The following is a 14,782-nucleotide window of genomic DNA, read 5'->3' as shown; positions in this document are numbered from 1 at the left end:
ATTCGACAAAGCTTACTCGTCCTTCAAGGTCTTTACAGGGTTCATCTTGGTAGCTCTGAAGGATTGACTTGAGACGATTAAAGCAGTGAAAAGAATTCCTCCTAAGGCTAAAAGGCCGAAGCTCACCCATGATGGCCAAGCGCGCACTGCAAACTGAGATATCCAATCACGCATGACATAAAGACTTAGAGGTAATCCGACGATCACGCCCGCTATGGTGATCATCAGGAACTCACGGTTAAACATCCAAGAAATACTCCAGCTTGAAGCTCCCAGTACTTTTCTGATCCCGATCTCTTTGGTTCTACCCGCTATGGAAAGTGCTACCATGGCAAATAAGCCCATTGAAGCAATCAGTATAGCAATACAGGCCGCGATCAAAACCATTTTCCCCAACCTATCATCTGACTGGTATTGTCTCTCTACTTCCTCATTTAGGAATTTGAAATCAAATGCTTCTCCAGGAAACACTTCTGACCATTCAGATTCCAAAAGATTTCTTAATTCATTGATCGGAACTCCATTTGATCTCACCACCACTTTAGGGTTGGTGCTGGAGTTAATCATGAGGTTTGAAATTCCGCTAAAGACCGCATCTGGAGTTTTGGCAATCAAAAGGGGTTCCACGGGCTGGTATAAACTTGCATGGTGAAAATCTTTGATCACCCCTACTATTGAATGCGGATCAAAACGGCTGCTGGGGATAATTTCACCGGTTGGATCATCCCATCCAAAAGCTTCCGCAAAGGTCTGATTGATTATAAACGCGCTGCTGTCCGCACCAGCTGAAGGATTGAGATTTCTTCCCTCTATCAGCTCCAGCCCCAAAGTTTCTAAGTAATCACCTGCTATAAAATTCACTTTGAAATTAAATGCTGTTCCGTCCTCTTGTGGATAAGCCACATCCCAGAAGGCATCATCCCCATAGGTGGCAATAGTGATTCCTGCTGCTGCAACTTCAGACCTGGAGGCCAAAGCCTGTCGATAAACCTCTGCCTTCTTAAAGCTTTCTTTCAAAGAAGTGATAAAGCTGGTAGATGGAAAATCAGGTACCTCCACTACGATCACCTCGTCTTTAGTAAAACCTAAATCATAATTTCTGATGGTGTTCATCTGATTCAGCATAATCAGAGTCGTAGTCACCAGGAGAAATGAAATGAAAAACTGAAATGCCACTAGTCCTTTTCTTAGACCTTGCTTCCCAAAATGAATAGAAAGATTGCCTTTAAGTACTTTAATAGGTCTCAGGCTCGATAGGAAAAAGGCTGGGTAGGCTCCTGCCAAAGCTGTAATAAACACAACCAAACCGATCAAAATCAAAATTTGTACTGGTCCATAAACCAAGTCCATTTCCTTTTGAAACAACTGATTAAATGTAGGAACCAGTAATTCAGCCAAAGCTACTCCCAGAATTAGTGCAAAAAGAACAATCAAAAATGCCTCAGTTAAAAATTGAAAGGTTAATTGAGAAAAGTTCGCACCCATGGTCTTTCTAACTCCAACTTCCTTGGCGCGGGTGGTAGATCTTCCAATGGCCATAGTGGTGAAATTGATACATGCGATCAGCAAAACCAGAAGAGCAATCCCAGCAAGGATCCAAAGTAAAGAGGCCTTGGTCGTTTCCAAACTTCCATTGCCACGACCTTCTGAAAAATGCATTTCCGAAATTGGAACCAAAGTGAAATAGAACTCCCCCTCCACATATTGATCACCAAGAGCTCTTTTCATGATGGCATTCATGCTTTCGTGAATACTTTGGACCTGATCCTCAGATTGAAGTTTAACCACATTGGAGCCCCATACGCTATACCAGGAAGTCATACCCTCTGGATCCGAGAAGAAATCCATATTGGTAATGGGCATTAATATTTCAAATTTCAAAGAAGAGTTTGCAGGGATGTCAGCCATGACTCCGGTTACCTGATAATCAATAAACTCTTCCGCCATTTTCAATTGGATAGATTTTCCGATAGGAGCTTCACCCCCGAAATATTTTTCGGCTACACTTTCTGTGATGACGATACTATACTTATCCTGAAGTTGAGTGGACCGATCACCCTGGATTAAATCGAAACTGAAGATGTCCAAAAAGTCAGGATGGACCATGTTGAAGCCTTGCGTCTCCCTACTATCATCAGGTAGAATGGCTTGTGCTTGCCCATTATTGATATTGGTTATGGATTCTATTTGAGTAAACTCTTCCCTGAAAGTGGCTTCCACAATCATTGGCGAAGAAAATGATTCCACCATTTCTCCATCCACCATTTCATGGCTTTGCACCCTGAATATCCGATCACTATCCGCATGGAAGTTATCGAAGCTCAATTCGAACTGCACAAAGAAAAAGATCAGGATACTCACACCCAGACCGAGGGTAAGTCCCACCAGATTGATTCCCGTGTGAAGCTTATGCTTCAGTAGGTTTCGAAATGCGATTTTGAAAAAATTTTTCCACATAATGTTCAGGTATTATTCGTTGGATTTATTCGTTCTTGATAGAATCTACAGGGTTCGATGAGGCAGCTTTGAGGGACTGAATTGATACGGTGCTGTAAGCCAGCAATAAGGAGATAAAACCTGCTGCTAAAAAGAAGCCCGCTCCAATAGTGACCTTATATGCAAATTGATCTAGCCACTGATTCATAAGATAAAAGCCTATCGGCAAAGCTATAATCAGGGAAATCATCACGAGGATTAAAAACTCGTAAGAAAGCTTGTTCACAATGCCCATTACAGAAGCACCAAGAACCCGTCTGATTCCAATTTCTTTTCTTCTGGATTCGGATGAGAATATAGAGAGTCCTAAGATTCCAAGACAAGAAATAAGCAAGGTCAAAAATGCGAACCCTCCCAATAGAGCACTGGTTTTTTGCTGCTGCTCATACTGTAAATTAATAGCTTCGTCCATGAATGAATATTCAAATGGTAAACCTGGAATCACCGACTTCCAAGTTGCCTGGAGTTGTTCGAGCATTTCAGAATTGAAATCCGAATCGGCTTTGATCAGCATGGTTCTAGCCTGATTACTCCAATCATTTTTAACGGGCATGTAAATGGTTGGAGCAATTTCATATCTCAAATCTCTGGTGTGATAATCCTTTACTACTCCGACTATGTTTCCTTTGAAATTGGAAAAAAGCTGACCATTCTCTTCCGTGTAAACCCTTAGTGGCTGTTCAAGGGCATTTTCCAGATTCATCCCGAAAAGTTCGAGAGCTGATTCATTAACCATCATAGCCACATTATCCATTCCAGCAAACTGTTCTCGGATAGGGTAATAGACACCTCCATCACCACTTTGATCCATGAATTCTCGACCGGTAATCAAAGGGATATTCATGGTTTCAAAAAACCCAAAATCCACATATTGGACGTTGACATTTACCTCTTCCCCTTCCGGAAGATTTGGATAATCCACATTTGGATTCCAGCCGGAGTCTATGCCCGGTCTATCGCTTGTGTACATTACCCTTTCCACGCCTGGAACTTTCTCTAATTCCTGAGCTAGAGTTTCATCATTTGCGAGAGCTAATTGACCCATCTTTACTGAAACTAGACCCTTCGGGTCAAAGCCCATGGAGGAGTTTCTCATAAACTCATGCTGGACAAAGGCCACCGATCCACAGAAAACCAGAATAGTAGAAAGTACAAATTGAAAAACTACCAACCCCTTTCTTAAACCTGATCTCCCCTTTCCGATACTCGATTCTTTCAGGATCATTTCCGGCTTCAATCCTGATAAATAAAATGCCGGGAAAATTCCAGATGCTAGAGAAGACACCATCCAGATTCCAAGTAGAATCAACTGAAGCTGGGAATCATTAAGAAAATCAAAAGGAATTTCTAAACCTATGCTGCTCTGAATGACTGGAATCAGCAAGATGGCCAACAACAATCCAATGAGAATGGAAATACCATTAATCAGAACTGACTCCATCAGAAATTGAGCAATTAACTGTCCTCTTTGCGCTCCATTTACTTTTCGAATGCCAATTTCCTTCATTCGTTTTATAGCCCTTGCCGTGGCTAGGTTCACATAATTGATGCAAGCAAGGACTAAAACAAAAACTCCGATAGACAGGAAAATCCAGAGGGTATTATTACTCATGGAAGGCGTCCATTCACCTCTGAAACTATCATTGGTATGAATATCTGCAATAGGCTGAAGGAAGTGAATGTAGGACTTTGCCTCTTCCGCATTTCTGTAGTCAGGCGTAATTTCAGGTATTCTGTCACTGATATGATCCGCTGCTTGATTCTCATTCACTTTTACATAAGTGTAGGTCTGAGGCCACCAAAAACTCCCAAAATCCGCAGTCACGGGGAAGTCTTCAGTCACTTTGAATGAGACCATGGACGAGACAAAATCAAAATCCATGTGGGAATTTGGAGCAGGATTTTTCAAAACCCCTTTGATCTCAAAATCCAAATCTCCTGTTAAGGTGAGAACTTCTCCTATCGGGTTTTTATCACCAAAATACTTTTTGGCGATCCGCTCCGTAATTACCATTTGATAAGGATTATCAAAGACTCCTTCCCATGATCCAGATTTCAGTTCAAATCCGAAAACCTGATCAAAACCTTTGTCAGCGAAGAGAAATTTATCCTCCCTGAAGCGATCTTCTGGGTATAGCCCCTCAGGTGCCTTTGCGTAAGTAGCTATTTTGATTATGCTCACTACTTCGTCAAGCTGATCTGAAAATTCTTTACGAAGCATAGGTGCAACAGCCCCACCTACCCAAGCCCATTGCTGCTCATTTCTGACATCCTGAACTACCCGATAAACCCGTTCATTTTCAGAATGGAAATTATCATAGGACCTTTCGAATTTTACGAAAGCCATCAGGATTAAGAAGCAGGTCAGGCCTATCGATAAACCAAAGATATTGATCATAGAAAAGGTCCTCTGTCTCCAAAGGCTTCTCCACGCAATTTTAAAGTAGTTCTTAATCATCTTCCAGTTGGTTTAGTTTGCGATTATTCACTCTTCAAAGTTTTGGCAGGATTAATCAAAGCTGCCTTAATAGCTTGCGAGCTTACCGTAAGCAAAGCAATAAACAAGGTCAAAATTCCCGTCCAAAGAAAGAGCGACCAGTTGATGGAGGTGTGGTAGTCAAAAGTCATCAACCAATCACTCATAAAGTACCAGGTGACTGGAACTCCAATGACCACTGATATAAAGACGAGGCGTGTAAATTCTTTGGAAATAAGGGCAACCACTCCGATGACAGAAGCACCGAGTACCTTCCTGACAGATATTTCTTTCTTTCTTCTTTCTGCGATAAATGTAGCAAGACCAAAAAGACCCATGCAGGAAATCAAGATAGCGAGAGATGTGAACAGCGTAGTCAGAAGTGAAACTCTCTCCTCTGATCTGAACTTTCTAGCATGCTCGGCATCCACAAAAGTAGCTTCAAAAGGCGTGTTGGGATCCAGTTGGAGAAATACTTCTTCGGTCTGTGCCAGGGCTTCCTGAATATCTGCATTTTCATGATAACGGATATGGGCATGGTTACCACCACGAATCGGACCACTTACCAAAGTGGGAAAAGCCTTTTGAAATGGAGAGTTCATGATAAAATCCTTAACCACTCCCACTATCCTGAACTCAATCTCATCATCGATGATAATTTGCCCGACAGGGTCTTCAAAACCCATGAGCTCAGCGGCACTTTCATTAATCAAGGCAGCGGTACTATCTGAAGGATAGGTCAAAACATCGATATCACGGCCCTCCAAAATCTCGAAGCCAAGTGTCTCGGCAACTTTGACATCCCCAGAATACCTAGATATTTCAGGCCTAAAATCCGGGTCCTTACCCTGCCAGTTCATCATGTTGGTGTTACTCCAGATTTGAGTAATCGGAGAAAAAGTAAAAGAAACCGCACTGACTTCAGGAATACTCATGATTTTTTCCCGGACCGTGGTCGCCTTCTGCATGGCCTCTTCAGAAATTTGATGAAAGACCAGATTCTCCTTTTTTATCCCTAAATCCCGGTTTTGAACAAACTGAATTTGATCGCGAACTATCCAGACACTAGAGACTAGGATTACCACCACGGCAAACTGAAATACCACCAAAACCTCTCTTGGCTTTACACCGAAACTGCGATTGACATTCAGTTTTGATTTGATGGCCAAAGCTGGCTTAAATGAACTGAGTAAAAATGCCGGATAACTCCCTGCCAATACTCCAATAACTAGCACATAAATCACCGATATAACCCAAAAGGAATTTTGAGAGAAAGGGTTTGGAAGTTCTTGTTGAACTAAATTCTGAAAACTATCAAAAGAAACCGATACTAAAATGACGGCCACTCCGTAAGCAGCAACAGCGATCAGGATTGACTCTGCAAGAAACTGCCCAATTAACATCCCCCAATTTGCTCCTGAAATCTTTCTGATTCCTACTTCCTTCGAACGCTGATCACTCTGGGCGGTGCTTAGGTTGACAAAATTGATTCCTGCGATGGTCAAAACCAAGATAGAAACAACTAAAAATATTTGAAGCATATCAATCCTTCCTCCCACTGCTACTCCATTTTCGAATTCAGACTTTAGATACAAGTCCTTCATGGGATATAAGAAGTCAGTAATTTCAGGTTGATCAGATTGTGAGGCTGTGAAACCTTTAAATTTTTCGTTAAAAGAACTGAGGTCAGTTCCTTTGGCTAATTTGACGAATGTTCTGTAAGAATTATTTAGCCAATAGTCGTCCACCCAGCCTAGTTGTTCCAGCTTCTTAAAGGGTAAGAATACAGTGAAAGGGAAGTTTGTGTTTTCAGGGAGATCTCTAATCACAGCTTTGACCTCCAGTTCAAGTTGATTTTGTGCCAAAACACTCTCGCCTATCGCATCAGTCCTTCCAAATAGTTTTAAAGCCACAGACTCCGTCAACACGATAGAATTTGGCTCTTCGAGGGCCGCTACCGGGTCGCCATATAATTCTTCAAAGGTGAAAATCCTGAAGAAGGATGGCATGGTAAAAGTACTTTCTTCGTAAAAGGAATTTTCGCCAACCGCAAGAAGGAGTTGATCCCATTCGGTGATATGTGTGGCCTCTTCCACCTCTGGGTAATTCTCCTTTACTGCAGCCACATAGGGTGCCGGCGTATAATCCCAGGATGCTATTTCTCCATTAAATTCTCCCGATCTCCAAACTGCATAGATATCGTCTATATCCTCGTGAAAACGATCCACAGACATTTCAAACTGTACCCATATCAACAAAAGAATGGAAGCAGCCATACCGATTCCCAGCCCTCCTATATTTATTAAAGCATAGCCTTTACTTCTTTTGATATTTCTCCAGGCAATTTTTAGGTAATTTTTCCACATGGCATTCGCGATTACATGCCAGTTTATTCCAGATTAATGCCATTAAAAATCGGCCCAATTACCTAGAAAAGCGGTACTTGATCAAATAGACCCCAATTTCCCCGAACAATTTTGTGCGATTTCGGACAAAGAGAAGGCTTGGACTAAGGCTTATAAAAAAATAACCCTGGGTTTAAACCTAGGGCTACAATTATCCGACTAAAAAGGTTCTGAGAATCCTAGTCAAAAGCCCTTCTTACAAAGGTTTCACTCATAAAATTACCCATCAGGCCTTTAAGCTCATTTTTGATCTCCAGCCCATAAAGCTTTTCATCCCCTGATTTTTTTAGAACTGCCAGTTTATTATTCGCCAAAATATTCAAAGTGGAACCAGAAACAGTCACATTTTCTTCTCCGAATTGGGCCCTCATCGGTCCAATTAGTGCACTAATAGAAACCGCTTCTGTATCCAAAACGGTCATGGCCATTTCTTGCTTATAATTCATGAAACGATAGCTAAGGCCTTCTTCTTCATAAAGTTCCGAAACATTCTGAACCTCCAAGTCTCCAAAACTCATTTCAAAAAGTGGTGAATTAAATGTGGATTCAATCACCTGCTCCATTTGATCTCTGGGAATCACATTAAAAAGATCTGGATAAGTCAGATCAAGCGATCTTGACCATTCTTTGGATTCAAAAATATCCACATATTGATCCAATAACCCCCTTGCCTCATCTTCCGTCTGGGCCTGAATGGAAAAAGAAAATAATGTAGCGAAAAAGAGTAATGCAAGTTTTTTCATGAAAGTGTGGTTAATATTAGTCTGCACCGAAGATAATGTATAAGTCGGGATTTTTGGTACTTTCCTTTGGAGCTAGAGTTTTATTAAAATCATTTTTTATTAAAAGTGTTAATGGCCTAAATGGTGATTGTCGTTAGAATATAGGGCAGTGGTATTTTAAGGTTTTTGCCTTAAGGAAAGTTTCAAAAACTAAAACGAATACTCAGAATAGGATAACCTTAAAAATCATAATGTAAAAGCATTGACCACACCCTTGAATTTCAGTGTAGAAGCCTCAACTTAGAACAATGAACGACAACAATGGGCGATCAAATCAATATAAAAATTGGAAACTCTCAACCACCTCCTTATTAATCCAAATTCCCTGTCCTTGTCGTAAATAATCCAAAGCGGCGTGATAAAATCTCACCCCTTTAAGATAAACCTAAACTACATTGAAAGCCTATTCTTTTCTTTCCCGTGTACCTGTAATCAAAAACAGTCTCTCATTAAAGGTATTACTCGTTGCCTTCATAGGTATTCACGTACCCTTATTTGGAATCATAGGTTATTTACTGAACTCAGAGTTAGCCAAAACTCAGGCATGGAATGTGGCACTTTTCACCTTTTTTATGACCATTTTGGCTACAATTATTACTCTGATTGTCCTGAATAAACTGCTTAAGCCAGTAATTCTAGCCAAAGAAGCGCTTCTCCAATTTAAAGAATATAGTAAAATACCTGACCTTCCTACCGACTATCAAGACGAAGGTGGTGTACTGATGAGAGAGGTGCAGCAAACCATCGAGTCTCTTTCAAGGATAGAAGAAGAAAGGGAAAATATACTTCATATTCTCAGACATGATCTTCAGGGCCCTATTAATAGTTCTTTGGCAGTTCTGGAATTAGTCAAAACCGATTTACTAGACGAGCAGACTATTGAGAAACTTCAAAGCAATTTTCATGTACAGTTGAATCGCCTGCTCACCTCGATTGATTATATCAAAAGCCAAAGGAATCTACAGGAGCAAAAAAATTCTTTAGAAAGAGTTTCACTAAAAAATCTTATTTCCAGTGCCATCGGACATGTACACTATGAAGCCGATATCAAAAAAATCGAATTTCAACAAACAGAAATCCCTAATGAGAAGGTTCTCTTGCCACTGGTCATTTTGGATCGGGTGATGACTAACCTATTGGATAATGCCATAAAGTATTCAGAAAAAGGCGGTAGAGTGGTGATCAGCTCAGCTATTTCTGAGGGAGTCCTGAAAATTGATATCAAGGACTTTGGTGAGGGCTTAAAGCCCGAAATTTTATCCTCTCTTTTTCATATTTCAAAATCTGATAGAGAAGATTATGACATCCAAAATCCTTCTATGGGTCTTGGGCTTTATTTATGCCAGAAGTTAATGAATTCCGTCGGAGGCAGGATAATAGCCAAAAATAACCAGAAAGAACCCGGTGCTACCTTTGGAATTGAATATGTGATAAATGGGATAGAAAAGTAAACCCTCCACTTACATTGCCTTCATAAGCTCCTTGCTTTTCCTGTCCACAAAAGTGATCGGAACGAACTTATCCGTCGGAGCGCCAATGTAGTAAACTGTCCAATTTGGATCATGATGGCTAAGCATTTCACTGATACAGTCCGCGCGGTGTCCGCCCGGGTTTTCGCATTCATCCCAATAAAAAAGCTCGACCTTGTATTTCAGAGATTGCACCTCGTTATTCACGATTACTTGAATTTCGATATCTTGCTTTCCAGCGACATTCGGAATGGGTATGGCTATATGGCTCATGATTTCATCTATTTAGGTTAAACTTAGATTTATTCATTTTTAAGGCTTTTTACTGGGTTGGCCAAAGCGGCTTTTGTAGCCTGTGTACCGATTGTGAATAAAGCGACAGCTATCGCACTTATTCCAGCCAATGCAAATACCCACCAATCCAATTCAATCTGATAAGCAAAATCATTAACCCAATCTTTAACAACGTACCAGGAAATAGGTATAGCAATTAGGATGCAGACTAGTATAAGTTTAATGAAATCCTTTGAAATCAAGGAAACGACTCCAACCACGCTGGCGCCAAGAACCTTTCGAATTCCTATCTCCTTCACTCGCTGCTCTGTAGCGAATGAGACCAATCCAAACAAACCTAAGCATGAGACTAGGATGGATAGACCGGTCAGAAGACTCACGATAGTTTCTAGAGTTTGATCCGATTTGTAAAGCTCAGCGAAATGATCATCGAGGAATTCATATTCCATTTTTTGCTCTGGAATTACCTTATTCCATGAAGCCTGAATTTGGGTTAAAGTTTCTGAAAAATCTTCTGATGAAGTCCGAATAGAAATCTCAGAGAACCCTTGATTTCCACTATTAAACATCGCGAGTGTTTCAATCTTGTGATGTAAAGAATTAAAATTAAAATCCTTTGCTACCCCGATAATCGACCCCGTAGAATCTGTTCCAAAAATGTAAAAATTGGAGCCAATTAGGTCTTCGATCTTTTGATTATCCTCTACTAATTCATTAGCCAAGGATTCATTAATGATGTAGGTTCTCCCGACTTCACTTTCATTATCAGGGTCAAATTTCCTACCTGCCACAAGCTCAATATCATAAACATCGAGAAAATTCGGGTCAACTGCTATTTGGCTTAAAGCTAGTGATCGCTCTTCACCAAAACTTCGAAAAGAACCACTGGTTTGATGCAAGTTATTGCCAAGTCTTTGGCCAGATGCAGTAACCTGTTCTACCCCAGAAAAAGAAAGCAATTCCTGCTTTAGAGTTTGGAACCTTTGAGAGTAAGAATTATTCATCGGAACAACGATAACTTGTTCTTTGGAAAAACCAAGATCCCTTTCTTGCATGAAATTCAATTGCCTTTTGGCAAAAAGCGTAGCAGTAATCAGAAATATTGCCGCTGCAAATTGGACTACAACGAGGACATTTCGAAACCCTGATTTGGTTGTACCAGAATTCGAACTGCCTTTTAGAACTTTCACTGGGCTAAATCCAGTCAAAACCATTGCTGGATATATTCCTGATAAAATTCCAACCAACAAAGCCCCTAAAGTGGAAGTAAAAAGGAGGAAGGGATCCCTTAACAATGGAAATTCAATCGCCCTTCCGCTCAATTCATTAAAGGATTTTAAGGAAAGAGTTACAATCAAAAAGGCAAAAAGCAATGAAATCAAACTCACCAAAACTGCCTCAGTAATAAACTGTAAATAAAGCTGCCATCTAGATGCACCAGAGGTCTTTCTAATGCCTATTTCCATACTTCGACCCATAGACTTGGCAGTAGCAAGGTTGACGAAATTTATTCCTGCTATAAAGAGAACAATGAGGCCAATAAAAAAGAAAACCTGCAAATAAGATTTATCAAACTTCTTGTGATTAAAATAGTCATGGGTAATCTCAGATGAACCCGAATGAATTTCAGATAGTGGCTGGAGAAAAAGCTGAAAACTCTCGTCAGCACCCTCGCCCAAATGGGAAATCAGATATTCTGGGAAGCGGGATTCCATAGATGTCATATCTACCTCATCTACAAGTTCTAAATAGGTATTGAACCAATTTGCACCCCAACCCGGGCCTTCCTGATCATCAAAAAAAGTGTTCATGGCTATCACCCCCTCAAATTGCAAATGTGACCGTTCGGGAATATCTCTCATTACTCCGGTAACTACTGCGAAGGCGCTGTCTGTATCGGCTACAGGTAGGACTTTGCCAAGGGCAGGTTCATCACCAAAAAGAATTTTAGCTCTCTTTTCAGTAAGGATCATGCCGTCCGGCTTTTTCAGTGCGGTACTTCTATCTCCCTGAATAAGCTCAAAATCAAACACTTCTAGAAACCGCTCATCTGCCCAGATAGTATTTGGAATGGTAGTCCTTTCATTCTCGTTCATAACAATTAAATCACCACCATTAGTCATGGTCGTATAATTAAGAACCTCAGTGAATTCCTCATGGAGGGTAGGTCCCATGGGAAACATACTGAGTGCTACCTTCTGTGGAGCCACCATCCCTTCCCAATTCTGCACTTCATTTAGTCGAAAAATATTTTTCGAGTGCATTTGATCAAATCCTCGCTCATAACCTACAAATAGCATAATGAGTAGGCAAACAGCCATCCCAATTGAAAGACCTAACACATTCAAGAAGGAGTAAAGTCTATTTTTCAATAGATTTCTCCAGGCGATTTTAAAATAATTCTTGATCATTATGGAATGGTTTAATTATTCACTTTTCAGGCTTTTCACTGGATTCACCAAAGCGGCCTTCAGACTCTGGAAACTGATCGTGAAAACAGCCACACTTAAGGCTAATATTCCCGCTAATGGGAAAATCCAAATTGAAATATTTGTTCTATATGCAAATCCTTGTAACCAGGAATCCATCGCCCACCATGAAACTGGAATGGCAAGTGCCAAAGCTATCAATACTAGTTTCACAAAGTCCCAGGAAAGCATGGCTATAAGACTCGCTACGTTAGCACCAAGAACTTTTCTAATGCCAATTTCTTTAGTTCTTTGCTCAGCGGTGTAGGTCGCGAGTCCAAGTAGTCCAAGACAAGCAATCAAAATAGCTAGTACAGAAAATGAAGTAAATATCTTCCTAAACCTGAAATCAGCCTCATACTGATTATTAAAATCCTCATCCAGAAAGCTGTATAAAAATGGCCTGTGAGGGACCATCTCCGACCAAATATCCTCAACTTCAGTTATGGTTTCCTGAAGATTTTCAGTTTCTACCTTGATCGACACATAGCGACTGGCAAAAGGTTCATATGGCAAGGACAAAGGTTCAATTTCATTGTGCAAAGACACAAAATTGAAGTCTTTCACGATACCAATGACCTCTCCTTCTTTCCCCCATTGCTCAAATCTTTTACCCAGCATATCAGCAGGATTTGCATATCCATATTGGCGGGCTAAGGCCTCATTCACTACGATTGCCTGAGTGGTATCAGATAAAATATCTCTTGAATAGGATCTCCCTGCCACCATTTCCAAATCATACTGCTCGATAAAATCCATGCCTACCTGGAAAATCGCCTGATCCTTATACACAAATTCTCCTTCAGCATTCACGATTCCGGTACCTGCATTTGGAAAATAACTTCCGGGAACACTCCGTGAAAAAGCCACATTCTTAACGCCTGACACATCCTCAAGTCGATCCCTAATGGGTTCCATGATTGAATTCACCTGAAAATCATAATTGTACTCAATCAGTAGCATCTGCTCATCCGTGAACCCCATGTCCCTATCAAGGAGATGAGTCATTTGATTGTAAACTACCAAAGTGCCTACGATCAGTGAAATAGATAAGGCAAACTGAAAAACTACCAATCCTTTACGGAGGGCAACTCCCTTCGAATCGGTTTTACTGACTCCTTTCAAAATGCTGACTGGTTTGAAAGATGACAAAGCCAAAGCAGGATAAGATCCAGCCAAAAGACCTACAATCATTAACCCGATAATAAATAATGGGATAGTTTTGGTATTCAGCATTTCATTGAAAATGAAGGTCTTACCAGTGAGATCATTCATAATTGGGAGTGCCAAAGCTACCAGAAGAACTGCTACAATTCCAGCGAGAGATACTATCATTCCTGACTCTCCAAGGAACTGATAAATCAAGCTGGAACGATCAGCTCCAATCGACTTCCTGATACCTACCTCCTTGGCTCGTTCCAAAGATCTGGCAGTAGAAAGATTCATAAAATTGATAATGGCGATGACCAATATGAATAAACCGATCATCGAGAAAATGTAAATATTGGGGAGACTTCCTACCGTGCCTGGCTGGCGCTGGGCTTCAGATCTCAAGTAGAAGTCTTCCATTTTTTCTACAGCAATGTCATAGTTCCCGATATCATCGTCGAGAGCTCTTACTCGCTCTACAAAAGATGGAAGCTTTGCCTGAAAGGCTTCAAAATCCGTATTCTTATCCATTAAGAGATACGTGTAAGTATCTACATAGCCCCAGGATTCAAGAATAAATGGTCTGTTGGTCGAAAAAGTCTCGAAAGACAAAAGCAGATTGAAATCAAAATGAGAGTTTTCCGGCACATCTTCCATCACCCCGGAAACAGTGTAAAGCCCTGCATCCGATCGGCCGGGAGATGCTGATCCATCCAATGTCCTTCCCACTACATCAGTTTCTCCGAAATACTTCATAGCTGTCGATTCCGTCAAAACCACTTTGTATGGAGCATCTAGAACTGTTTTCGGATCTCCATGTATTAGTTTCCATGAAAAAACATCAAAAGCCGTGGAATCCATAAAAAGCACCCCTGTCTCTTGATAGGGTACTTCTTCAAGCATGAAAAGTATGTCGGCCCTGCCTGAAAAACGAACCACCTTATCTACTTCTGGAAAGTCATTCTGAAGGGCAGGTCCAACGGGAGCATTTCCCCAAACCCAGAAGTCATCGTAGCTTTTTCCCTCAATGGTATTATCTCCCTCGGTGTTTCCATGAATCACACGGTAAATCCTGTCATAATTCGCATGGTAGGTATCGTAAGAAAGCTCCTTTTGAACAAAATTAAAGATCAAAAAACAACATGCGATTCCTACTCCAAGACCAAAAATATTGATGAGGGAATAGACCTTGTTTTTCAGCAGGTTCCTGTAAGCGATTTTGATGTAATTTTTCAGCATTTCT

8 protein-coding genes are annotated in these 14,782 nt (G+C 40.8%); 1 reads left to right on the top strand and 7 read right to left on the bottom strand.

Annotated features, from left to right (window positions below):
* Positions 1-12 precede the first annotated feature (12 nt).
* The 4 genes from QVH07_RS04185 to QVH07_RS04170 form a co-directional block, all read right to left on the bottom strand.
* The gene (locus QVH07_RS04185; RefSeq protein ID WP_289998893.1) at positions 13-2,457 is read right to left on the bottom strand and encodes an ABC transporter permease; all 2,445 of its coding nucleotides are present in this window, start codon (positions 2,455-2,457) and stop codon (positions 13-15) included.
* A gap of 25 nt (positions 2,458-2,482) precedes the next feature.
* Entirely contained in the window at positions 2,483-4,954 is a 2,472-nt protein-coding gene (locus tag QVH07_RS04180) for an ABC transporter permease (protein ID WP_289998892.1), read from the bottom strand.
* 23 nt (positions 4,955-4,977) lie between these two features.
* Positions 4,978-7,338: an ABC transporter permease gene (locus QVH07_RS04175; RefSeq protein WP_289998891.1), complete on the bottom strand. Its 2,361-nt coding sequence runs from the start codon at positions 7,336-7,338 to the stop codon at positions 4,978-4,980.
* 218 nt (positions 7,339-7,556) lie between these two features.
* On the bottom strand, positions 7,557-8,120 hold the full coding sequence (locus QVH07_RS04170) for a hypothetical protein (protein ID WP_289998890.1): 564 nt from the start codon (positions 8,118-8,120) through the stop codon (positions 7,557-7,559).
* Positions 8,121-8,554: 434 nt separating this feature from the next.
* Here QVH07_RS04170 and QVH07_RS04165 point away from each other — a divergent pair, with 434 nt between their 5' ends.
* Positions 8,555-9,610 (top strand): sensor histidine kinase, encoded by a 1,056-nt coding sequence (locus QVH07_RS04165; RefSeq protein WP_289998889.1) that lies wholly within the window; start codon positions 8,555-8,557, stop codon positions 9,608-9,610.
* A gap of 9 nt (positions 9,611-9,619) precedes the next feature.
* Here QVH07_RS04165 and QVH07_RS04160 read toward each other — a convergent pair whose 3' ends face one another.
* Genes QVH07_RS04160 through QVH07_RS04150 form a run of 3 tightly spaced genes read right to left on the bottom strand, consistent with a single transcriptional unit; the run spans position 9,620 to position 14,778 of the window.
* Positions 9,620-9,901, bottom strand: coding sequence for a hypothetical protein (locus QVH07_RS04160; RefSeq protein WP_289998888.1), 282 nt, complete (start codon positions 9,899-9,901; stop codon positions 9,620-9,622).
* 29 nt (positions 9,902-9,930) lie between these two features.
* Complete coding sequence (locus tag QVH07_RS04155) at positions 9,931-12,333, bottom strand: ABC transporter permease (protein ID WP_289998887.1); 2,403 nt, start codon at positions 12,331-12,333, stop codon at positions 9,931-9,933.
* Between the two features lie 15 nt (positions 12,334-12,348).
* Entirely contained in the window at positions 12,349-14,778 is a 2,430-nt protein-coding gene (locus QVH07_RS04150) for an ABC transporter permease (RefSeq protein ID WP_289998886.1), read from the bottom strand.
* Between the last annotated feature and the right edge of the window lie 4 nt (positions 14,779-14,782).

This window comes from Algoriphagus sediminis, from assembly GCF_030403435.1.
Classification (GTDB): domain Bacteria; phylum Bacteroidota; class Bacteroidia; order Cytophagales; family Cyclobacteriaceae; genus Algoriphagus; species Algoriphagus sediminis.
The sequence above is the reverse complement of the archived record's forward strand: the minus strand, read 5'-3'. Positions and strand labels throughout refer to the sequence as shown.